General features: G+C 60.7%; 18 protein-coding genes and 3 pseudogenes. 6 read left to right on the forward strand and 15 right to left on the reverse strand.

Annotated elements, in window-relative coordinates; translation table 11 throughout:
• Window positions 1-3: 3 nt before the first annotated feature.
• The 11 genes and pseudogenes from BRAGE_RS0128075 to nac all read right to left on the reverse strand — a co-directional run bounded on the left by BRAGE_RS0128075 (window position 4) and on the right by nac (window position 8,796).
• A complete protein-coding gene (locus BRAGE_RS0128075; protein WP_416207725.1) occupies window positions 4-780 on the reverse strand; it encodes an amino acid ABC transporter ATP-binding protein in 777 nt (258 codons plus the stop codon).
• Window positions 764-1,530 (reverse strand): annotated as a pseudogene (locus BRAGE_RS49385) (amino acid ABC transporter permease). Before BRAGE_RS49385 ends, BRAGE_RS0128075 begins: the two are co-directional and overlap by 17 nt.
• Before the next feature lie 8 nt (window positions 1,531-1,538).
• A complete protein-coding gene (locus tag BRAGE_RS0128085) occupies window positions 1,539-2,240 on the reverse strand; it encodes an amino acid ABC transporter permease (RefSeq protein WP_027562250.1) in 702 nt (233 codons plus the stop codon).
• Window positions 2,241-2,254: 14 nt separating this feature from the next.
• Window positions 2,255-3,022 carry an SDR family oxidoreductase gene (locus BRAGE_RS0128090; RefSeq protein ID WP_027562251.1) on the reverse strand — a complete coding sequence of 256 codons (768 nt, stop codon included), beginning with the start codon at window positions 3,020-3,022 and terminating at the stop codon, window positions 2,255-2,257.
• A gap of 80 nt (window positions 3,023-3,102) precedes the next feature.
• Entirely contained in the window at window positions 3,103-3,897 is a 795-nt protein-coding gene (locus BRAGE_RS0128095; protein ID WP_027562252.1) for a LamB/YcsF family protein, read from the reverse strand.
• The gene (locus tag BRAGE_RS0128100; protein ID WP_027562253.1) at window positions 3,894-4,313 is read right to left on the reverse strand and encodes a hypothetical protein; all 420 of its coding nucleotides are present in this window, start codon (window positions 4,311-4,313) and stop codon (window positions 3,894-3,896) included. The genes BRAGE_RS0128095 and BRAGE_RS0128100 overlap by 4 nt, the downstream gene beginning before the upstream one ends.
• Window positions 4,310-5,296: a biotin-dependent carboxyltransferase family protein gene (locus BRAGE_RS0128105; protein WP_027562254.1), complete on the reverse strand. Its 987-nt coding sequence runs from the start codon at window positions 5,294-5,296 to the stop codon at window positions 4,310-4,312. Before BRAGE_RS0128105 ends, BRAGE_RS0128100 begins: the two co-directional genes overlap by 4 nt.
• Window positions 5,293-5,952, reverse strand: coding sequence for a 5-oxoprolinase subunit PxpB (gene pxpB / locus BRAGE_RS0128110; protein ID WP_027562255.1), 660 nt, complete (start codon window positions 5,950-5,952; stop codon window positions 5,293-5,295). The genes BRAGE_RS0128105 and pxpB overlap by 4 nt, the downstream gene beginning before the upstream one ends.
• Complete coding sequence (gene accC, locus BRAGE_RS0128115) at window positions 5,949-7,301, reverse strand: acetyl-CoA carboxylase biotin carboxylase subunit (RefSeq protein ID WP_027562256.1); 1,353 nt, start codon at window positions 7,299-7,301, stop codon at window positions 5,949-5,951. The genes pxpB and accC overlap by 4 nt, the downstream gene beginning before the upstream one ends.
• Before the next feature lie 3 nt (window positions 7,302-7,304).
• The gene (locus BRAGE_RS0128120) at window positions 7,305-7,745 is read right to left on the reverse strand and encodes an acetyl-CoA carboxylase biotin carboxyl carrier protein (RefSeq protein ID WP_027562257.1); all 441 of its coding nucleotides are present in this window, start codon (window positions 7,743-7,745) and stop codon (window positions 7,305-7,307) included.
• Window positions 7,746-7,857: 112 nt separating this feature from the next.
• On the reverse strand, window positions 7,858-8,796 hold the full coding sequence (gene nac, locus BRAGE_RS0128125; RefSeq protein ID WP_035730124.1) for a nitrogen assimilation transcriptional regulator NAC: 939 nt from the start codon (window positions 8,794-8,796) through the stop codon (window positions 7,858-7,860).
• Between the two features lie 141 nt (window positions 8,797-8,937).
• Here nac and BRAGE_RS0128130 point away from each other — a divergent pair, with 141 nt between their 5' ends.
• The 4 genes and pseudogenes from BRAGE_RS0128130 (at window position 8,938) to BRAGE_RS0128155 (ending at window position 14,370) form a co-directional block, all read left to right on the forward strand.
• Window positions 8,938-10,146 carry an aspartate transaminase gene (locus BRAGE_RS0128130; RefSeq protein WP_027562259.1) on the forward strand — a complete coding sequence of 403 codons (1,209 nt, stop codon included), beginning with the start codon at window positions 8,938-8,940 and terminating at the stop codon, window positions 10,144-10,146.
• A 21-nt stretch (window positions 10,147-10,167) separates the two neighbouring features.
• The gene (locus BRAGE_RS0128135; RefSeq protein ID WP_027562260.1) at window positions 10,168-10,833 is read left to right on the forward strand and encodes an RraA family protein; all 666 of its coding nucleotides are present in this window, start codon (window positions 10,168-10,170) and stop codon (window positions 10,831-10,833) included.
• A gap of 930 nt (window positions 10,834-11,763) precedes the next feature.
• A pseudogene (locus BRAGE_RS0128145) lies at window positions 11,764-12,792 on the forward strand (IS110 family transposase).
• A 942-nt stretch (window positions 12,793-13,734) separates the two neighbouring features.
• Window positions 13,735-14,370, forward strand: a complete 636-nt coding sequence (locus BRAGE_RS0128155) for a 50S ribosomal protein L11 methyltransferase (protein WP_231164284.1) — start codon at window positions 13,735-13,737, stop codon at window positions 14,368-14,370.
• Between the two features lie 242 nt (window positions 14,371-14,612).
• On the opposite strand, the pseudogene BRAGE_RS53100 reads toward BRAGE_RS0128155, so the two are convergent.
• Window positions 14,613-14,735: pseudogene (locus BRAGE_RS53100) on the reverse strand (transposase); the annotation flags it as partial.
• Between the two features lie 405 nt (window positions 14,736-15,140).
• On the opposite strand from BRAGE_RS53100, the gene BRAGE_RS49395 reads away from it, so the two are divergent.
• Window positions 15,141-15,971: a polysaccharide deacetylase family protein gene (locus BRAGE_RS49395; RefSeq protein ID WP_051378081.1), complete on the forward strand. Its 831-nt coding sequence runs from the start codon at window positions 15,141-15,143 to the stop codon at window positions 15,969-15,971.
• Between the two features lie 124 nt (window positions 15,972-16,095).
• On the opposite strand, the gene BRAGE_RS0128170 is transcribed toward BRAGE_RS49395, so the two are convergent.
• Window positions 16,096-18,567 carry a putative bifunctional diguanylate cyclase/phosphodiesterase gene (locus tag BRAGE_RS0128170; protein ID WP_027562265.1) on the reverse strand — a complete coding sequence of 824 codons (2,472 nt, stop codon included), beginning with the start codon at window positions 18,565-18,567 and terminating at the stop codon, window positions 16,096-16,098.
• A 452-nt stretch (window positions 18,568-19,019) separates the two neighbouring features.
• Here BRAGE_RS0128170 and BRAGE_RS53105 point away from each other — a divergent pair, with 452 nt between their 5' ends.
• Window positions 19,020-19,214, forward strand: a complete 195-nt coding sequence (locus BRAGE_RS53105; RefSeq protein WP_084334680.1) for a hypothetical protein — start codon at window positions 19,020-19,022, stop codon at window positions 19,212-19,214.
• 74 nt (window positions 19,215-19,288) lie between these two features.
• Here the strand turns inward: BRAGE_RS53105 and BRAGE_RS0128175 are convergent, their stop codons facing one another.
• Window positions 19,289-19,678 (reverse strand): hypothetical protein, encoded by a 390-nt coding sequence (locus BRAGE_RS0128175; protein WP_027562266.1) that lies wholly within the window; start codon window positions 19,676-19,678, stop codon window positions 19,289-19,291.
• 927 nt (window positions 19,679-20,605) lie between these two features.
• Window positions 20,606-20,944, reverse strand: a complete 339-nt coding sequence (locus tag BRAGE_RS54870; protein ID WP_141263198.1) for a hypothetical protein — start codon at window positions 20,942-20,944, stop codon at window positions 20,606-20,608.
• Between the last annotated feature and the right edge of the window lie 648 nt (window positions 20,945-21,592).

Here is a 21,592-nt window from a genome sequence, read left to right on the forward strand (position 1 = left end):
CGGTCACCTTGTGTGCAGGTCCGACAGGAAGCGTTGCGCACGCGGGTGTTGCGGTGAGCGGAAGAAGTCGACCGGAGCTCCCGTCTCGAGCACCCTTCCGGCGTCCATGAACCAGACGCGATCAGCCACATCACGCGCGAAGTTCATCTCGTGGGTCACGCACATCATGGTCATTCCATCGCGCGCAAGGCCGCGCATGACGGACAGCACCTCGCCCACCATCTCCGGATCGAGCGCGCTGGTCGGTTCGTCGAACAGCATCGCCGGCGGCTCCATGGCGAGCGCGCGCGCGATCGCCACGCGCTGCTGCTGTCCGCCGGAGAGCTGGCCCGGATAGTTCTGGGCTTTGGCCGCGAGTCCGACGCGATCCAACAGACGAAGGGCCGCTTGACGCGCTTCGCTGCGCTTGACGCCGTTCACCTTCATCGGTGAAAGCATGACATTGTCGAGCGCACTCAAATGTGGAAACAAGTTGAAGCTCTGGAAAACGAATCCGATCCGGCTCCGCAAGTGATTCAGCGCCGTGCCACCCACCTTGCCGTGAACGTCTCTGCCCTCGAACAGCACCGAGCCAGACTGGATTTCCTCGAGCCTGTTGACGGTACGGATGAGCGTCGACTTGCCCGAGCCGGACGGCCCGCAGACCACCACCACCTCGCCCTTCCTCACCTCGGCGTTGACGTCGCTCAACGCGGCGAGTGCCCCAAAGAATTTGTGCACGGCGACGAATTTGATCATCGGATCGGCCTCCCGGGACGGAGTCTCATGCGACATGGTCAAATGCCCCTGATGCGCTTGCGGGTACGGCAGGCAGTGCAGACACGGCAACGGGGCCTGCGGTTCGGCGCACGGTAATCCGCCGCTCGACCATGTTGATGGCCTGCGTCAAGGTCCAGCAAACGATGAAGTAGCTGACGGCAAGGATGAAGTAGACTTCGAATGGCTTGGTCAGCAACCGGTTGTTGATCTGTCCCGCCGCGAAGGTGAGCTCGGGGACGTTGATGATGTAGCCGAGCGTGGTCTCCTTGATGGTTGAGACAAACTGGCTGAGGATGCTCGGGATCATGTTGAACAGCGCCTGCGGCAGGATGACGTAGCGCATCGCGCCGAGACGGCTGTGCCCGAGCGCGCGGGCGGCGTCCATCTGACCTTGTGGCAGCGCCTGAATTCCGGCACGCACGATCTCGCTCAGGAATGGGCTTCATAGCCGACCAACGTGACCAGCATGGTCGCGAACGCCGGCACGCTATGGCCGATCAAAAGCGGCAGCACGAAATAGACCCACAGAATAATCAGCAGCAGCGGCACACCGCGGGTGACGTAGACCAAGGCCATGACCGGCCAGCGCAGCGCCCGCCACGGCGACAGGCTGGCCAGCGCCATCACGACGCTCAGCGGAAAGGCCAAGGCAATGCCGAGCACGGAGAGAATGAGGGTGGCCGCGATACCGCCAAGCGGCCCGTTCGGATACTGGCCGACGAGCAGCAACAGCCAGTTATTCCTGACGATCTCGAACATGCTCGCGAGCAGCGACATGATCAGACCGCTCCGGCCATGCGGCTGCGTTGCTCGAGATGGTGGCCAAGCCACATCAGCAGTAGCGAGCAGACGAGATAGACGATCGTGGCAATCAGGTAGGTCTCGAACGGACGAAAGCTCTGATTCTCCACCTCTTTGACGGCATGGGTCAGCTCGGCGACGCCGATCGCCATCGCAAGGCTGGAATTCTTGAACAGCGAGACCGTATGGTTCACCAGCGCCGGCATCGCGTTGCGAACGGCCTGTGGCAGCAGGATGTAGGCCATGGCTCCGACGTAGCTATGCCCCAGCGCACGAGCTGCTTCCCACTGCCCCCTCGGCACCGCGCGTAGACCGGAGCGCTGATCTTCGCTGAAATACGCGGCCTGGCACAACCCCAGAGCAACGACCGCGAACACCGCTTCGCCATTGTGATCGCCGAGCCATATCTGAACCGAGTCCGGCAGCAAGCTCGAAATGCCGAAATACCAGAGCATGAGCTGCACCAAGGTCGGCACATTGCGATGGTAGGAGACGTAGATCGCGACGAAACCGCTAGCGATCCGGCTCGGCAGCATCCGAATCGCAACCAGGACCATTCCAAGACTCATCGCCAGAAGCCATGAGCCAACGAAGATAATGAAGGTCATCTTCACCCCGTGGACCAGCATCCGGCTGAACTCCGGATTGAGCAGGACGGCCATGAGGTCGAAACCCTTCATCGCGCGCCCCTCGTCTAGGTCGGGAGAATGGGTTTTGGGGAACCCTCGGGGCGAGTGGTCGACAAGCCACCCGGCACCTGCAAGGTCGGTGTGATCTCGATGTAGCCGACATTTACCGCCACCGGCGCGGCGATCGCAAACGCGATCGCGTCGGCAATGTCCTTTGCCTCGGGCAGTTCGAAGCCATCGATGAAGTTCGCGCGCGTTTCAGCGCTGTCGCCGTGGACATGGGCGAAGATATCGGTTGCAACCCGGCCAGGGCAGATCTCAGTGACGCGCACACGCTTGCCGAAGCAATCGACCCTGAGCTGACTGGTCAGCATGCTGACGGCCGCCTTGGTCGCATGATAGCTCGAGTTGCCCGCAAAGTTGTAAGCGCCGGCGATCGACGTGATGTTCACCACGTGGCCGCGATCGCGCTGAGCCATGCCCGGCACAAGCAGGCGGCAGAGATGCAGGATCGCGCGCAGGTTGACGTCGACCAGAAGGTCGATGTCCTCCACATCCGCCTGGAGAAATTTCTTCGGCCGATCGACGCCCGCGCTGTTGACGAGCACGTCGACCTCTAGATCCTGAGCAAGCTTGGTCATAGCCGCAATATCTCTGACGTCGATCGCATGCGGGATGCAGCCGGTGCGATCGGCCAAGGCTTTCAGCGCATCCGCGCTCCGCGCGAGCGCATGAACCTTGAGGCCCTCGCGCGCCAGGCACTCGACGACCGCAAGACCGATGCCCGACGAGGCGCCGGTAACGAGAGCAGTCCTGTAATCGGAGAATGGCATCTGGCTCCTCACCTCTCAACGCTAAACGATCGCGCAACTTCCTCGCCAAGACGGATTAGCTGTGGCGGGATAAGGTCCCCTTATGGTCGCCCAACGGCCCCGTCGGAGCCCGCCACAAGCCGGGAAACCGGCAGGATCTCGCCGCCCGCAGCCTCGATCGAGGCCCGAATCCCTCGGGCCAGCTCGACGGCGCCCTGGGTATCCCCATGCAGCAGGATCGATTTGACCGGCATAGCGAGCGGCTTTCCGCTGGAGGCAATGACCACGCCGTCACGCAGCAGACGCTCGACCCGCTCGGCAACCACCCCGGCGTCGTGAATGACCGCGCCGGGCTTCGCCCGAGACACCAGCAGGCCCTCGTCGTCATAGGCCCGGTCAGCCAGGAACGTCGTGGCGACCCTGATACCGCACCGCGCCGCCGCCCCTTCGATGGCGCGACTGCTCGAGGAAAGGATCAGGAGATTGGGATCGAACGCGGCAACCGCGCGCACCAATGGTCGAGCAAGATCGGCGTCGGCAGCAACCATGTTGCCCAGCGCGCCGTGAAAGCTCATATGCGTGACGCGATGCCCGACGGCCCGCGCGATGCCGTCGAGCGCGCCGAGCTGGTAAGTGACCATGGCGGCGAGCTCGCTGAGGTCGATCTGCATCACGCGCCGGCCAAATCCCTGACGATCCGGAAACCCGACATGGGCTCCAAGGTCGACGCCTCGCGCCCTGGCGCGCTCCGCCGTGCGCTGCATGATCAGGGGATCACCGGCATGAAAGCCGCATGCGACGTTGGCCGAAGACACAAGGTCGAGCAGCGCCTCGTCATTGCCCATCGGCCACGGACCAAAACCTTCGCCCATATCGGCGTTGAGATCGATCTTCATGATGTCTCACCTTCAATCGGACGCAGTAGGAGCAGCGGCGTGCCGTAGCCCACGATCGTGCCGTGATCGGTCAGCACATCGGTCACCATTCCTGACAGGGGGGCAGGCACGGCTAGAAGCAAAGGACCGATTTGCAGGAAGCCGAGAGGCTCGCCACCCCGGACATCGGCGTCAGCCAAAGCGATTGCGTGCTCGTGAAGCGGGTGACGATCGAGAAAAATGCCCGGCGATGGAGCGCGGACGGTGATTGACGGCGCATCGACGGGCGGGATCTCCTCACCGTCAACGGCGCGCACCGATACGCCGTCGTTGACCAAACGCAGCGAGGCGCTCGGACCGCGCAGCTCGAGCAGCGCGAGACCGGCGTCCTTGAGCCAAACGCTCAGCTGGTCGACGTGATCGAGAGGAGCGCTCATCGGTCTCCCCCTTCGCCGCAGTGAAGCTCGACGAGACGACGGGCGTTGGCAAGCCAGCGGCGGGCGTCTGTCGCGGCGCCCAGCGCATCATCCCAGCTACAGCGGATGAAGCGGACGCTGCTCCCGATCGGAGCCTGGCCGAGGCGCCAGAGGTCTGCCTCGATCACCGTGCCGATTTTGGGATAGCCGCCGGAGGGCTGTGCATCGCGCATCTGGATAATGGGCTGGCCGCCATGGGGTACCTGAATGACGCCGGGCACGATACCATGCGAGCGCAATTCCAGCGGACGCAGGGGGATGAGCTCAGGGCCCGCAAGCCTGTAACCGTAGCGGTCGCTCTGCGGGGTGATCTTCCAGGCAGTCGACCACAATACATCGTGCGATGAATTGGTGAAGCAGTCGTACTCGGCGGCTGGTAACACGCGAGCGGCGGGCACACCGTCGACGTCAAGCGGCAGCGCGAGCCCTGGCGGGACCAGGCCGAAGCCGGGAGTGGCCCGCTCGTTCGAACGGCCGGTCGGCAGTTCATCGCCATCGCGGAGCGGCCGCCCCTCGTGGCCCCCAAACGAGCCTCTCAACTGCGTGCTGCGCGAGCCCAGCACGGCCGGCACGTCAACGCCATCCGCGACGCACAGATAGGCGCGGCTCGCGCGCCATGTCGTCTGCTTGGGAAGCGAAAGCGACAGCTCCTGCCCCGCTTCGGCGCGATGCGCCCACCACGGCAACACAGGCGCCTCATCAATCCTTCCCGCACAATCGGCACCGGTGACAGCAAAAACAGTCGAGCGCTCGAAACGAACCTTGAAGGGAAGAACCGGAATCTCGATGGCTGCGGCGTTCTCCTCGTTGCGTAGCAGGATATTGCCTCCTGCAAGGGCGAGCGCGTCCATGGCGCCCGAAATCCCGACGCCAAGATTGAGCCCACCGGTACGGCCGAGATCCTGGACGGTCGCTAGCGCGCCCGCTGACAAGATTTTGATCATCGCAGCACCCGGACAACCCTAAAGCGGATGCTGTCGCCCGGCTGAAGCAGTGCCGGCGGGCTGCGATTCACATCGAAGAATGCGACCTGGGTGCTGCCGATTGTGTTCCACCCGCTCGGTCCGACCGAGGCAGACACGCCGGTCTGATTACCGCCTATCGACACGGCTCCTCCCGGAATCCTAAGCACCGGCACCTTGCGGCGCGGCGTCGCGATACGCTCATCCATGCCGCCGAGATAGCAATAGCCAGGATGACTTCCGAGCGCGAATACGGTGTAGGTTGGCGCGCTATGGCGTTCGACGATCTCATCGATGCTCATGCCGGTGTGCTCAACGACATCGGCCATATGCGGTCCCGCTTCCCCGCCATAGGTGACGGGCAGATCGATGCAGTGCCCGGCGATCGGAAGCGGCTCGACGACGTCCCAGAGTTCGACGAGCCTTTGCTCGATCTCTTCCGGTCGTCGCGGCGGCTCAACAAAGGCCAGCATGAGATTGTTCATGCCTGGCACGGCCTCGCGCACGCCGGAAAATCCGGCAGCCGCGCGCGCCATGGCCCAAATCCGCCGCTGCGTTTCAAGCGTGGTCTCGCCGGGCGCCTCGAAAAGCAGCGCCGTCGTCCCGAGCAGGCTTGTGCGAGGCCGATCCGTCGTCATGGCTGCCTACTCAACCGAAGTTTCGTCTCGAGATGGTGGATACTGACACCACCGCGGATAAATTCGGGGTCGGCAACGAGGCGCCGGTGCAGGGGCAGGTTTGTTGCAATCCCCTCGATCCGCGCCTCGTCGAGCGCCACGCGCAAACGGGCCAACGCCTCATGGCGCGTCGCACCATGGACGATAAGCTTGCCGAGCAGGGAGTCGTAGTACGACGATACGCGGTAACCGGCACTCGCATGACTGTCGATGCGCACGCCAGGTCCGCCCGGCATCTGCCAGATATCAATCACACCAGGCGACGGTACGAAGCTGTCGGGGTCTTCGGCATTGATGCGGCACTCGAAGGCATGACCGCGACAGGCGATGTCGCCCTGCCTGAACGGCAGCCGTTCACCCTGCGCCACACGGATCTGAGCCTCGACAAGATCGATTCCAGCGGTCATCTCGGTAACGGGATGTTCGACCTGGAGACGCGTATTCATCTCGATGAAGTAGAACGCGTTATCTTGCACCAGGAATTCGAAAGTCCCGACGCCGCGATAGCCGATTTGCCGGCAAGCCTCCGCACAGCGCTCGCCGATTTCGCGGACCAGCCCATCTTCGGTCTGCGGGGCTGGCGCTTCCTCAATCACCTTCTGATGTCGGCGTTGGAGTGAGCAATCGCGGCTGCCAAGCCAGACTGCGTTACCGTGCGTGTCGGCGATCACCTGGATCTCGACGTGGCGCGGGCGGCCCAGGAATTTCTCGACATAGATGGCGCTATTGCCAAACGCCCGCCGCGCTTCTTCCCGGGTCAGGGTCAGCGCGTCACGCAAGCCGCCCTCACTCTCCACCACCCGCATGCCGCGACCGCCCCCGCCGCCCGCGGCTTTCAGGATCACGGGATAGCCGATCTCACGCGCCGCCGCGCGCACGACATCGAGATCCTCAGTCAGGGCTGCATCGGGACCGGGGACGCACGGAACGCCTGCCGTTCTCATGGCGCGCTTGGCCGCGATCTTGTCCCCCATGACGCGCATGCTCGCGGCCGTCGGGCCGATGAATGTCAGGCCTGCGGCTTCCACTTGCTCGGCAAAGCCGGCATTCTCGGACAAAAATCCGTAGCCGGGGTGGATCGCTTCGGCCCCGCTGACCTCGGCCCCAAACAGAATCGCTTTCTGGTTCAAGTAGCTCTGCGCTGCCGCGGCGGGGCCGATGCACAGAGCGAGGTCAGCCTGACCCACATACGGAGCCTCTCGGTCAGCCTCGGAATGGACCACGATCGTTCGCAATCCGAGACGCCGGCATGTCCGCAGGAGGCGTAAGGCAACCTCTCCCCGATTGGCTATGAGTACCGATTCAAACATGAGTCACGCGAACCGTATAAGTTCTTGGCCAGCCTCGACTTCCTGACCCGAGGCAACCAGGATCGCCGACACCGTACCATCCCGTTCGGCGAGAACCCCGTGAAACATCTTCATCGCCTCGATCACACAGACTGTCGTTCCTGACGTCACAGCCTGTCCTACCGAAACGAAGGCGGGCGCATCCGGCGCCGGTTGCAGATGCACAATTCCGAACAAGGGCGCTGCGACATTCGCCTGTCGCTTCGGCGCGACACCAGGTTCGGCGCGAATTGGCCGCTGTCCGGCGCGTGTGGATGGGACCGTCTTAACCGGTACCCGAACCGTATCGCCAGGCTGCGCCCGTCGGACCAGTCTGAGCGACCAGCGGTCTTCGCTGAACTCCATCTCATTCAGATCAGACGCAGCCATCGCATCGATCAGGGTCTTGATCCGCTCCAAATCCATGTTCCGCCACCCATACGGGATCGTGGGGCTGGATGCGCCACGCCGGCCTCGACGCTAGCGCCGTCGATTCCCGCCGACCAAGACGGATTGGCTTTGCCCCTATAAGGGAGCGCTATGACGCCTTCTGGGGCCGCTCTTCACGCGGAAGGAGATTTCCCGGCAGACCGGCCACAAGCTCCAGCAGGATTTCCTTAATCGCCTGTGCGGGTTCGGAGAGCGGCAAATGACCGGACTGGCACAGCGCCAGCGGCGCCTCGATGACCGGATCGATGATGCAGGATTGCCAGGCATCGCAGGACGATGCGACCAGCCGCGCCATCGATTCGGGCAGGATGGTAGCGCCAAGCCCATCGGAGATCACGGCGGTCAGCGTGCTGGCGGATTCGATTTCCGCGACGACCTTTGGGACCTTGCCGATGGCCGCGAAAGCGTCATTCACCATCTTGCGGACGACATTGTAGGGGCGCGCGAGGTAGAGCTCGGTATCAACGAGCATTGCGAGCGGCACTTCGGGCGGCGGCGCCACCATGCTGCCGCGGCCGACGACGTAAAGCGGCTCTCGCAACAGCGGCTGGAATGCGAGGCCGTGGACGGCCGTCTTGCCGCCGTAGAGAACCGCCAGGTCCATGCGGCCATTCATCACGAGCTCGGAAAGCGTGGTGCCATAGGTCTCGTTTAAATAGAGCAAAATGCCGGGGTGCCGCGCCCGCACCGTGCGCAGAAGCGGCAGAGCCAGTCCTGCCGCGGCAGTCCCCGGCGCGAGTCCCACCGCAACGGCGCCCGAGATATTCTTTGCGGCCGCGTTCATGTCGGCGCGCGCCTGGTCGCATTGCCGCAGGATGAGCTGGGCGTGGCGATACAGCACCTTGCCGGCCTCGGTCGGCACCACACCGCTCTTGGTGCGCACGAGAAGCTGCTGACGCACCTCGCCTTCGAGCGTTGCAAGCTGCTGGCTGAGCGCTGGCTGCGCCACATGCAGCACATCGGCGGCTTGCGTCAGGCTGCCGACGTCGACGATCTTCACGAAATACTGCAGTCGCCTGAGATTCACGTCCTGTCCTCAGACTGCGGTCTGCTCAAGACCCGAGCAGAGCATCCATAAGAGATGCCTATCAGGCCAGATTGAACTCGTGTTGGCCAGGGCCGAGCTCAATCTCTAGCGTCGCACCTCGCTTAGCCAGGGTCAATCACTATGAACCATCCTCGTATTTCCGCACGGGTGAGGCGCATCAAGCCTTCACCCAGCTCGGCGGCAGCCGATCGGGCAACGGCGCTGAAGCGAAAGGGCCGGAACATCGTCAGCCTTGTCGTCGGCGAGCCGGACTTCGATACGCCTGCGAACATTCGCGCCGCGGCCTCAAAGGCGATGGACAAGGGCGCCACCCGTTACACGATGCTGTCTGGATCCGTCGATCTGCGCGAGGCGATTGCAGCCAAACTGAAGCGCGAGAACAACCTTGTCTACGCCCCTTCCGACATCATCGTCACCAACGGTTGTAAAAGCGGCATCTATAGCGCGCTAGAGGCGACGATTGAGGCCGGCGACGAGGTGATCATCCCGGCTCCCTACTGGGTGTCGTATCCCGACATGGTGATCGCCTGCGAGGGCGTTCCAAAGATTGTCGCGTGCCCGGAAAGCCAAGGCTTCAAAATCTCGCCAGAGCAACTCGAAGCTGCCATCACGAACAAGACGCGATGGCTAATCATCAACTCGCCGTCGAATCCGACGGGCGCGAGCTACTCGGCGGCGGAATACCGCAAGCTGGCCGACATTCTCCGACGTCATCCCAACGTGCTGGTCATGACGGACGACATCTATGAACACATCCGCTTCGACGGTCGCGCAACGCCGCACCTGCTGAACGCCGCCCCCGAACTGGCGGACCGCGTGCTTGCGGTTAACGGCGTGTCGAAGACCTACGCGATGACTGGCTGGCGGATCGGCTGGATCGCCGGCCCCTCCGATCTGATCGGCGCGCTGAACACGCTGCTGTCGCAGGCCGCCGGCAACGCCTGCTCGATTAGTCAGGCTGCCGCCATCGAAGCGCTCAACGGCGACCAGCGCTTCGTTACCGAAAGCGTCGCGATCTACCGTACCCGCCGCGATCGCATGCTGACGCGCATCAACCAGATCGAGGGCTTGAGCTGCCTGCCGCCCGACGGCGCGTTCTATCTCTACGTCAATTGCGCCGGGTTGATCGGTCGAAAAACTCCCGCCGGTGCGCACCTCGAAACCGACGGCGACGTCGCGATGTATCTGCTCGAAAGCGTGGGCGTCGCCGTGGTCCAAGGTAGCGCCTATGGCTTGTCGCCGTACTTCCGCATCTCGATCGCCGCGTCGCTCGATGTGCTCGACGACGGCATCAACCGCATCGCTCGCGCCGTCTCCGAACTTCGCTAGCCTCCCGATCGGAAGCACCTCATGTCAAACACCGGCATCGAAAAGAATCCCTCGGCTCCGCAAGTCGATCCCGCGGTGATCGCAGAACTGCGGACCATCGCAGTCGCCCTGCTCAGCGACCAGCTGCACCGCAATTGCGGCAGCGTTGGGCTAATCCCCTATCACTCCCCGGCGCCGATGGTGGGAACCGCGGTGACCGTGAAGACGCGCGGCGGCGACAACCTTGCCATCCTTCGTGCCTACGACTTCTGCCGTCCCGGCGACGTGATGGTTGTTGACGCCGGCGGCGACATCTCCAACGCGCTCGTCGGCGGCATCATGACCCTCGCCGCGGCCTCGCTCGGGCTTGCCGGCATGGTGCTCGACGGCGCGATTCGCGACGTTGCGGAAATCCGTGCACGCACTTTTCCCGTCTATGCGCGCGGCGTGACTCATCGCGGTCCCTACAAGGATGGTCCCGGAGCGATCAATGTCCCGATCACTGTCGGCGGCATGCCCGTGAACGCGGGCGACATCATTGTGGGAGACCAGGACGGCCTGCTGGCATTTCCACCGTCCCTGGCCGCAACGGTCATCGAGACAGCATTGGCGCAGGAGCAAAAGGAACAAGGCACCATCGATGCGATCCGCGGGGGCCGATGGGATCGCGCCTTCGTCGATGCGCTCGAGGCGCGTTGCGCGAACTGAACGGCCCTGGCGCTTTCGAATTCGAACAAGCTGACGTTGGCCGTCGCCAACCAGTTGTCATCGCATCATCAAGCGCCCAACTGATCGCAACAAATCGTAGGGCGACCTACGAAATCGCGAACAATCCTAGCGAAATTTCCCAACTAAAAAGGTCCGTTCCGACGCGCAACCGCTCTAAGTAATTGAAATTGCTTGGTGGGCGCACCAGGGCTCGAACCTGGGAGCCGCTGATTAAGGGACAGCCACGGACTAAGAACAATCAATAACTTAGCGGTCGCACCTGGGCTTATCCGGCAGTAGATGGGCATTCGTCGCACGATCATAGTGCTTAGTTGTACTGCGCTTATCGACGGGGCCGGTGAAAGCGCGCTCGACAGGCCCCTAGTCGCGCGTCAGCCACCAGACAGGTCAGCAGGCCCCAAATAGGCGATGTTGATCCGGCCGACGTCCTGGGCCACCTGTGGTAGCGCTTGCTCATTCCGCAGCCCCGACGTTCTTCCCCCTTCGCAAGATACGTGGCGAGTTGTTCGCTGACGGAGGTCTCTACGCAAACTCTCCCGACCACCTCGCGCTTCATGAGGCGGAGCATTTTCTCGAAGAACGGCTGGAAGACATATCGGTTTTAAGCATCGGCACGACCACCTCGCGGTTCTCTTTTTCGAACTCTGGTGAGACCGACTGGTCCAACGGCCAGACTGAAGGTCAGATCACGCGCCTCAAGCTCGTCCGACGTCAAATGTACGAATGTACGGCCGCGGTAGAATAGATCTGCTTCAGGCTAGGCTAATCGGTGCAGACTAGTCGGCGCTGGACCAAACTTAGGGTCAGAGCCAAATTTGCAAACGATGACGTAATTGCGGTCGACGTTTGGGAAGGAGGTACTCGCGCTATTGTCGAGCTCTCGCAATCAAACGATTCGGAGCAGCTATGATGAAGCAATACGTTGGGCTGGACGTCTCGCAGAGGGAAACTGCGATATGCGTAGTCGGCGAGATGGGACAAGTAATCTTCGAAGGAAAGGCCAAATCTGATCCGGGCGCGTTGACCAGCCTGCTTCGCAAGCATGCGCCTCATGCCGAGCGCATCGGATTCGAGACTGGTGCGATGGCGAGTTGGCTTTGGCATGAACTCCGTAGGGTTGATCTTCCCGTCGTCTGTATCGACGCTCGGCACGCGCACGCGGCCTTGTCGGTTCGCATGAACAAGAGTGATCAAAACGACGCCCGAGGCCTCGCCGAGTTGGTGCGGGTCGGTTGGTACCGGGAGGTGAAGGTCAAGAGCGAAGAAAGCCAGAAGATTCGAGCGATACTCGTTGCGCGATTTCGTCTCGTGACCATTCGCCGGGATATCGAGAACCAAGTCCGGAGTTTGATCAAAGAATATGGCCTGCTGTTCTCACGCGGAATCGGCCAGCAGTTCCGCAACCAGGTCAGCGAGCTGTTGGGCGATAATCATCCACTCCTCAGCGTGATAGCGCCGCTCCTGTCGATCCATGAGAACGTCTGTCAGCAACAGGATAAGTTCGATGACCAAGTCCGCCGGTTGGCAAAACAGGACGAGACGACGCGCCGTCTGATGACGGTCCCAGGTGTCGGCGTCGTGACCGCCTTAACGTTCCGCCATACGATCGATGATCCCTCGCGCTTCCGATCGGCCTCGACAGTTGGCGCCTATTTGGGGCTTACGCCGCGACGCAACCAATCTGGCGAAACTGACACCAACGGCAAGATATCCCGCTGGGGCGATCGACTTCTACGAACTTACCTATTCGAAGCCGCAACCGTTCTGCTGTACCGAACAAAGAAATGGTCTTGCCTCAAGGCCTAGGGCATGAAGCTCGCAAAGCGGATTGGCATGAGGAAGGCAAAGGTAGCCGTTGCCCGGAAGATCGCCGTAATCCTGCACTGTATCTGGGTCGACGGCACATCGTTCGACTGGGGCCAGGCGAAGGAGGCCTAACCCTATTTTTTAAGTTCCTGGTCCGGCCTGCCGGACTGGCGATGTCCCGCTGGGACGGTGGTCGTGGCGACCTCGGTCAATCGGCTGGTGGCGGTTCGTCCGCACTCCGCTGCAAACGTTGGGGCGCCCGATCCGGACATCATCATGAGGCGCGTCTCGCGACCTCGGAAAGGACCATGACCCCAGCTACGACATCAACCCAACTACGCCGAAGCCGCCAACGACATCGATTATACAATCCCTCTGGGCGATCGTCTCACCATCCGCGATCGCTCCGTCTCCGCAACCCGACCAGCTCCGACGGAGCAATCGCCACTGGAGATAATGAATGGCAGCTTGACAACAACCCGCAATTAAAGGGCCGATTGACACCTTAGATCAGCTAGATAGTCATTTGGGGCGGCATCAAAACCGCGAATTGAGCGAAGTCTTGCCCGTTCACGACGAGCTTCGTCGAAACGTCAGTTTTCAACGAAGATCGCAACTTCTGATTTATGGTCGAACCTGCCGTGAGAATAGCTGCGAGACGAAGCCATTCGTACACCAACTCGGTTGTACGGTGTTGGGTTTGCGACACCGGCGCCGACACGCTCGCTGGAGCGGCAGAACACGCCAGAGTCTGCCGGCAGCCGTTCTTCAAGGAAAATCAGAAGCCAAGTACGCTTTGGATGCCGATGGCACGGCCGTTGCTACGAGGCGACGATAGCCAGCGAAGGCGCGACGCGCATTCAGACAGGATGGGAAAACCATGATCGCAGCGTCTCTAAAACGGACCCTGTACAGAGTACCGAGCGTGCGACAGCTACCGTACTCGCCCAATAGGGCGATCCATTGATCGGATGGGACGAGGATCAGGCAAAGCGCGCGCTAGCGAACTGGAGAGTTGAAATGACTGCACCCCTAGCCGTATCGCCGCGGCACCAAATGTCCGATGTAGACGCAATGATCGCTGACCTCCGGGCGTGCGAACACCCGCACGATGTGGAAGTGTGCGGTATGCTGTTGCACATTCTCCCTGGCGTTCTGTCGCCACGCCTGAGTCACGCTCCCGACGCCTTGATATCGAAGTGGCACATCCAATCTGGAGCGACAATATTGGATCTAGGATGCGGATCAGGCGTGTTGGGGCTGGCGGCACTCCGCGCTGGGGCAGAACGCCTGGTGGCTCTCGACATTAATCCGCAAGCCGTTCTCACCACAAAGACAAACATCGAGCGGTTAGGTTATTCCGATCACGCAGAAGTGCGCCTCAGTGACATTTATTCTGCGCTACAGCCTAAAGAAACGTTCGACCTTATTCTGTTTGCCGCCCCATACTGGAACCGAAAAGCAAAGGACGACCTGGAGCGCTCTTGCTTTGACGAAGGTCACAGCGCCATGGCCGCAGCTCTGGGGGGAGCGCATAATTGGCTCAAGGCTGATGGCCTGATGTATGTCGTCTTTTCTGATCAGGGAGATATTGGGCGCGTCCTGAACGTGATCGATGACAGTAAGCTGCGCGTTAGAAACATGCATATTTTCCGACCCTCGATTGAAGGGGGGCACATTCGTATCATCTGGGAGCTCACGGTTCGGTGAAGCCTCTTCTGCCGTCACTCAAGGGAGGCCGGTCGATCGGATTGAATGACCTCATGACAACCCGGCAGTTGTCCAACCGCCCCGAGATCAATCTCGATGATTCCAGCCCTTGCACGCTGCGCAGGCGGTGAAGACGCCAGTTGTGGTGCGCCCCTCGAGATCGGAGCCACTACAGGTGTGATCTCGACGGAAATAACAGCAGGCGCAGCATCTCCGCCCAGTCGCCCCTGGCGCACTTGTCAACGCCAGGTGAACAGCAGGCTATGAGCCACCCCGTGCCGGCGTGCCCCCCAGACCGTCTCGCCGGGCTGCAAGGTCTCTTCGACAAGGCGGACCTTCTCGTCGTAACTCCATCGCCGCCGACGCTCGGCGCCCAACACATTGACCTGCATTCCCGACGTGACCTTAAAGCTAGGAGGAACTCCAACGAGCTTGATAAGCGCGTACGCGAGAAGCAGCGACTCGCACGCGAAGAAGCGGAGCGATCATCACGGCCCGGCCGCTTGGCAAGCTTGGCAAGGGATATTGTCGCCACAGAAACCTGAAATCCATCCCGTCACGCTTACATCAGCGATCACACGCCATGTCGCATCAGGGCCACCCCCAGCTCAAGCAAGTCAGGCAGCGGGGGCGGTTCGAGCGGATAACGGACGTTCGGCGACCTTTTTGCGCACGACATAGCCTCGATGCGCCGAAATCCCGCGATGCCGATCAGATAGTCTGCTGAGCACCACCGGGCTCACCAACCGATCGAGGTCGCGCCAAGCGCAATGACAGAGTTGCGCCTGCCTAGATTAGCTTTTCGCATCGGCTGCGCTGGGCTGGCGTTGCTCGCCGGTACTGCCATGCCAGACGCCTCTAGCTGCAATCGGCGGGATGCGCTCGGCACGGCGCGGGTGCTCGCTGTCGATGCCGCGCTCTTCCCGCGCGTGGGGCTGCAGAACTTTCCAGAGACGCTTCCTCTGGCGGACCATGAAGTCGTCCTCACCTTCGATGACGGACCGCGGCCGCCGAACACGGATAAGGTACTGGCCGCGCTCGCACAGGAATGCGCGCGAGCCACGTTCTTTCTGGTCGGCCGATCGTCGGCGGAATTTCCCGAACTCGTGCGGCGTATGGCCGCCCAGGGGAACACCGTAGCGTACCACAGCTGGTCGCATCCGAAGATGTCGAAAATCTCGTTCGAGCAGGCGAAAGAGGACATCGAGCGCGGTATCGCCGCCGTCGAAATGGCACTCAACGGTGTGTCCACCAAAATGCCCTCGACACCGTTCTTCCGGTTCCCCTACTTCGACGCGACACCTGCGACGCTCGATCTCTTGCAGGCGCGCGGAATTGTCGTGTTCGGAGCTGACCTTTGGGCGAGCGATTGGGAGAACATAACTCCAGAGCAGGAGCTCACAACCTTGATCGAGCGGCTCGAGGCCGCTCGTAAGGGCATCATTTTGCTGCATGATGCGCAGATGCGGACGGCGGCCATGCTGCCTGCGTTCCTGCGTTACCTGCATCAGAACGGGTATCGGATCGTGCATCTGGTGCCGGCTGCCGCCAAGAGCGCTGAAGCCCCCTTGAAGTCTTGGCACCGCGACTTCCCGCAGTGAAGGCGCGCGAGAAGTGTCGGAGATCACCTCCTGGGTTCAGAGACGGCTACGGGCGACCTCATGGCCTGATCTCGTTCGATTTGCCAAGCCTCAACGTGACGAAGCTGTTCCTGCGGCATGGCGATCATGCCGCCCTGGACGCCCTTGCGCCAAAGCGAAACAAGAGCTGCCCCACTTCGTCGGCTGGCCTGGCACCGCTGAACAAGAATCCTTGCACCTCGTTGCAACCTTCGGCCCGAAGCCAATCGAGCTGCTCCGTGGTCTCCACCCCTTCCGCTGTCGTCGTGATGTTGAGGCTCCGGCCGAGGCCCGAGATTGCTCGCACGATGGCCCCGCAATCGGAGCGTTTCGCCAGATCCTTGACAAAAGAGCGATCAATCTTGATCTTGTCGAAGGGAAAGCTGCGCAAGTAGCTGAGGCTCGAATAGCCCGTTCCAAAGTCATCCAGCGATATTGAGACGCCGAGCTCGCGGAGCTGGTGCAGGATCGCAAGGTTTGCCTCCGTCTCCGCCAGAAATACCGATTCGGTGATTTCAAGCTCGAGCCGCTTCGGGGCCAAGCCGGAATTCGCCAGCGCTGAAATCACCACCTGAACCAGATTGCGGCTACGGAATTGCACCGGCGACAGGTTGACCGCGACCTTGATCTCTAAAGGCCACTTTACCGCCTCTTTACAGGCTTCGCGCAGCACCCATTCTCCGAGGGGCCCGATCAGCCCCATTTCCTCCGCAAGGGGAATGAATTCGGCCGGCGAGATCATGCCCTTCCCTGGGTGCGGCCAGCGCAGAAGCGCTTCGAAACCTGAGATCTTGTCGCTCGCGATTTCGACCAGGGGCTGATAGTATAGCTCGAACTCGCTGCTGGCAAAGGCGCGGCGCAAATCAAGCTCCATCTCGCGCCGTCGCTGCACCTGCTGATCCATCTCCCGCTCGAAAAAGCGATGCGTTCCGCGGCCATCCTCTTTGGCGCGATAGAGCGCGATATCGGCGTTACGCATCAACTCGGCGCTGCTCGCGCCGTCGCCTGGTGACAGCGCGATTCCGACCGAGGCACCGATAATGACCTCGTTATCGTCAATCTTGTATGGCGCACTCAATGTTCTGATCAGGTCGCCCGCGAATTGGCCCACATGCGTCGGCGAGGTATCATCCGTGAGAATGATCGAAAATTCGTCGCCGCCGAGCCGTGCCGCCAGATTGTTGCCGGCCACCCTGGACCGCAACCGGTCGGCCACTTGCTCGAGCAGGCGATCGCCGATGAGGTGGCCGAACGAATCGTTGACGTTCTTGAAGAGGTCGAGGTCGATACACAACGCCGCGACGCGGTTGCCGGCTGCATTAGCGCTTTCGAGTGCCTCTGCGAGCCACCTCTGGTGGAGTGCGCGGTTGGCCAGGTTGGTCAACCCGTCGTGAAGTGCCATATGGGCGATGCGGGCCTCGGCCTTGCGCCGTTCGGTGATGTCGACCACCACAACCAGATAGCCCTCGCGTCCCTCGATCATAAGGCGCCGCCCAAAGGTCAGCGCAGAAATCTCAGTGCCATCAGCCCTGACATGGCGCCAGGGATGTTCAGACTGAGAGATGTCGCCCGCTTCTCGCAGCGCCCGCGTATAGCTGACCCGCTCGTCGTCTGGCCAGATCTCCTGAACTTTCATTCGCAGGAAGGTCTCGCGAGCATAGCCGTAGTGCTGCACTGCCGCGTCATTGACCCTCACGAAGTCCATTGTCTCGGCATCTAACGCCCACATCGGCATCGGATTACTGTCGAACAGCAACCTGAACGAGGCATCCCGGCGCTTGAACGACGTAACGTCGGAAATGACCACGGACACGATGTCTCCGAAGGCACTGAGGCGCAAGCGCAGGCTCTGATCACCGTATTCGAGCTCGAATTGGTCGCCGAATTCATTCGCGACCGCGTCGACCAAGCGCTCCATCACCTCTTCCGAACAAAGCAGATGGACTGAATTGCCGAGGCGCTGCCACAACAGGTTGCCCTCTTCCACATCGAGGAGCCTTGCGGCTGCCTGATTGTGGTGCACAACTTGAAAATCAAATGGCCTGCCTGCGGGATCGCGAACGGTTGAGAGCGAGATAACGCCATCGTCGGTCTTGCAAAAGATTGCATCGATCAGATTGTATTCTGTAGCGCGCTCGTTGACATAGACGCCGACCAGCGTACCGGCCCAACGCGATAAGGTAGGCAGCGCCAGCACGTCGTAGGTCCGCACCATGCCGGCTTGCACGCAATGAGCGCTTGCGAGATAGGGATGGTTGTTTGTAATCGAATTCGAGGCCGCCCCGGTGAGGGCTGTCGCGCAGTCTGGACGCAACGCATCAAGCGGAATGTCCCAGCGGGCATCGCCCAACCAGTTCTGCACATAACGGCCAGTGCGCGAAACAGTAAACGCGCCATTGTCATACCTGAGCAGCACAAGATGATCGGCAAGCCGCCCGAGGCTCCCCAGCAGCACATTTTCATAGCGGGGAAGCGTTTCGCCGGGCTCGAGCGCAGCTTGCCACTTGCGCCGCAGGATTGGCATGTCATTGAGCAACCTGGTATCTGATTCCACGGATTGCCTGTTAGCAGCACTCATCACACGCCCCACTGACCTAAGCTTCCTGCCCGGGTGGCATAAAATCCAGCTTGGCTTAATTCGCTCTTAAAAGACGAGACGGTCGCGCTCTAGCCCTGCTGATCGATTGCGTTGCCTGGAACATCAGGCCCGATCGCTTTCGCGCCTCACTGCGCAGAAACTCTGCGGCGATAAGGCAGAATTCGACGAAAAGCGTTGCCAGTGCCACGGTGACGACGAGAAGCTTCGTAGCTAACGATTTGAGCGTCACGCATTCTACGAAGGAGCGCAGTCAGTTTCGCCCGAAATTTTTTGTCAGATTGTCCGATTTGTGCGACCATTAATTATGGACGGTCGCAGGCGTCAGCAGGTCCACAATGTTGATTGTGCTTGAAAGGCCGTCCCAGGGAGATGCACGATAACTAAGCGCATGTTAAAGAAATGTGACGGTTGCCAGCGCGAGGAGACCACGCATGAAAAAGAGCGATGTGACGTGCTCGGAATGCGGTGCTGGCTTTCGCCGTCTTGAGCTTACGTCTGAACGCGGCATCCAAGGAAACTACCACTGCCCTGCTTGCGGCACACTGATCGAGGAGCTCGGAGCGGCTCACCTCGTGCTTTATCGCTTGACTGTACAGCCTTCCATCAAAGCGATCCGCAATCAATAACGCGTCTGGGTTGCCCTGGCCTGGTTAAGGAGCCTGAGTTGGTTTCGCTCACTGTTGCTGGCTGACAGTGCGCATCAAATATCAAGCCGCTGCTGGCGACGGATGCGACGGCTGGTTCGGAGCCCGCGCGGGCCGAGGCGAAGAGCTCGGCCTTTTTCTGATTGAACGCGTCTTCGGTCCCGCGGATGCCTGGAGGCTCGCGACGACGGTACCGAAGACGGCGAGGCCCCAAGCGTCTGCAAGACAGCGGAGCGGACCTTCGAACGCATCTCGATGATCTTGCCCAGGTCCTCCGGCGGAATTGGAATAAGCCTGCCGTCTTCACCTACCGCGCGATCGATGGGTACCGCATAGACCGGAACGAGAATAATCAGAGTGATCGAGACGACCACATAGAGCGCAATCGAGGTGAGGAGGACATCCACCGGGATGTACAGGCCCCATAACGTCAGCCCTGCGTCCATCGCTCACCGTGCCTGTGTTGCGAGCTCATCCGCCGGCGTCAATCTGCAAAAACACTATCGAGCAGATGTGCAAGGCGCACGCCCGCCTTTTGCAAGCGCTCCCGGATGATGACGTCGCTCTTCGCCAGATACGCTGCATCGATCGTCACGCTGCCCCCGTCTGGTGGATCGCAGGATTTCCCATGACTCTGACCTACCTTCGTGGGGCACGGTGGTTCGTCACTTCGGCTCACTCACGGCCGCCTCCGAGCGCGCGCGATGATTCGCTGCGCGTGTATTCCCACTGCCGCCGATTACTCGCAGAGTGCGTGTGGTACGCTTATTCTGAGCGCATCACGTGAGCTATGGAAATCAGTAATGGCTGTGTACTTGGTCACTTGGTATCTAAACAAATATAGGGCGAACTATACGCAGGCGCGACACAACCTGATCGATCACATTTCACGCTAGGTCACACTAAGACGATGGGCCTCGATTCCGTGTGGTTCATCCAAGCACCATCGACAGCTGAGGCGCTATATGCCGACATCCGAAAATACATGGACAACGCAGACAGGCATATGGTCACGACCTGGTGAGTGGTCAGTATCGTGGTCGATTGTCCCAATCGGTCTGAGACTGGATCTACGCGCACACCTAACTGAAGGCCTTGACGCCTCAGGCCAAAATCCGAGTTTAGAACGCAAAGCATGAAAAGGAGTTCATGGGACGGACTAAGCCCCGGCCAGTTTTTGGCGCGAGTAGCGTTCTCAATCGCTATCACAGCCGCAGTTGCCGTCGGCACATTCGTCGCAATCCGCTACATGGTCGGCTTTTATCGATGATCGCAGCTCGCAGTGCTCGAGCACTACAGCCCCCGAGTGCCATGCTCGATTGGCCCTGCAATTGTCGGTGGCTAGTGCCTTACTCTGATTTCAGACGGGGAGCTCAGGCGAGGCTAAAATCAGTGGCGATCAACCCATTGCGGTCACCGAGACTGTGGTCGGTACGCGGATCGAATCCGAAGGTACGGTTACGGTCAAAGTGGATCCCATCCGGAAGATAACACTCGCCAATATTTTGCGCGTGGGCAGCTACGATCTTTCGACGGAGGGTAAGTTCGTCATCCATAGGATCGAGTTCATCCACGGCGGCAACGCCATGATCGGCTATTCGAAGACCGGGAAACTGATGCGGTTCGAACCAAATAGTTCGACAAACAGCGTGGACGGTAACCACATCATTCTCGATGAGGTCGACTGAATGGCGCGCGCGGCTATCGGGCAATCATTGCTCAATCAAGATTGCGAATCAGAAAAATTCGAACAAATCCCGCGCAAACGCCAAAGATCTGCAGCTATTCATCCTGACTCGCCATTAAGACTGCGGTTTTCACAGGACGCGCGACTATGCAATATCTCGATTTGCTATTTCTGGTCCTGGGTGGTCTCACACTCGGAGGTCTCATCGGTGCGCTGATCAGACCTCTCTTCGGCCGTCGCGAGCGCGGCGCGGCCCGCACCGGCGAACCTCGAAAAAAAGCACGGCCCCTACAAAAAGCGGACTCCTGCAACGGCTATCTAACGCCATGAAAAGCACGCCGTATTTAACCTAGTCTATCACGCAGAAGCGATATGTTGATCATATGGCGTACGTACCCGCCACGTTGCGTACTCATTTTTGTATCGCACGAGCCTCGAGGGTATTCGCGATATCGATCCCTCGTGGACCGCCTGCACGGGTAGTACCTTGCTACGCGCGGCGTTCCGGCTGTGGGGCGAGCATTTCCAGGCATGGCCCTGTGGGCCCGTGCTTGCGTCGCTGTATCGCGAATTCAAGGCGACCGATCGAACACGATCCAAGGCTATGCTCGCGAGATTGATCCAGCGACTGGCGACGTTCGGGTGTTCATGGTGAACCCGGACGATAGTCGTT

It is taken from the genome of Bradyrhizobium genosp. SA-4 str. CB756, assembly GCF_000473125.1.
Lineage (GTDB): Bacteria > Pseudomonadota > Alphaproteobacteria > Rhizobiales > Xanthobacteraceae > Bradyrhizobium > Bradyrhizobium arachidis.

Bases quoted from the DNA above. Each gene is read 5' to 3' on its own strand.
- BRAGE_RS0128085 (WP_027562250.1), bottom strand. From the start codon at position 2,240: ATGAAGGGTTTCGACCTCATGGCCGTCCTGCTCAATCCGGAGTTCAGC.
- BRAGE_RS0128090 (WP_027562251.1), bottom strand. From the start codon at position 3,022: ATGCCATTCTCCGATTACAGGACTGCTCTCGTTACCGGCGCCTCGTCG.
- BRAGE_RS0128095 (WP_027562252.1), bottom strand. From the start codon at position 3,897: ATGAAGATCGATCTCAACGCCGATATGGGCGAAGGTTTTGGTCCGTGG.
- BRAGE_RS0128100 (WP_027562253.1), bottom strand. From the start codon at position 4,313: ATGAGCGCTCCTCTCGATCACGTCGACCAGCTGAGCGTTTGGCTCAAG.
- BRAGE_RS0128105 (WP_027562254.1), bottom strand. From the start codon at position 5,296: ATGATCAAAATCTTGTCAGCGGGCGCGCTAGCGACCGTCCAGGATCTC.
- pxpB (WP_027562255.1), bottom strand. From the start codon at position 5,952: ATGACGACGGATCGGCCTCGCACAAGCCTGCTCGGGACGACGGCGCTG.
- accC (WP_027562256.1), bottom strand. From the start codon at position 7,301: ATGTTTGAATCGGTACTCATAGCCAATCGGGGAGAGGTTGCCTTACGC.
- BRAGE_RS0128120 (WP_027562257.1), bottom strand. From the start codon at position 7,745: ATGGATTTGGAGCGGATCAAGACCCTGATCGATGCGATGGCTGCGTCT.
- BRAGE_RS0128130 (WP_027562259.1), top strand. From the start codon at position 8,938: ATGAACCATCCTCGTATTTCCGCACGGGTGAGGCGCATCAAGCCTTCA.
- BRAGE_RS0128135 (WP_027562260.1), top strand. From the start codon at position 10,168: ATGTCAAACACCGGCATCGAAAAGAATCCCTCGGCTCCGCAAGTCGAT.
- BRAGE_RS0128155 (WP_231164284.1), top strand. From the start codon at position 13,735: ATGATCGCTGACCTCCGGGCGTGCGAACACCCGCACGATGTGGAAGTG.
- BRAGE_RS49395 (WP_051378081.1), top strand. From the start codon at position 15,141: ATGACAGAGTTGCGCCTGCCTAGATTAGCTTTTCGCATCGGCTGCGCT.
- BRAGE_RS0128170 (WP_027562265.1), bottom strand. From the start codon at position 18,567: ATGAGTGCTGCTAACAGGCAATCCGTGGAATCAGATACCAGGTTGCTC.
- BRAGE_RS53105 (WP_084334680.1), top strand. From the start codon at position 19,020: ATGAAAAAGAGCGATGTGACGTGCTCGGAATGCGGTGCTGGCTTTCGC.
- BRAGE_RS0128175 (WP_027562266.1), bottom strand. From the start codon at position 19,678: ATGGACGCAGGGCTGACGTTATGGGGCCTGTACATCCCGGTGGATGTC.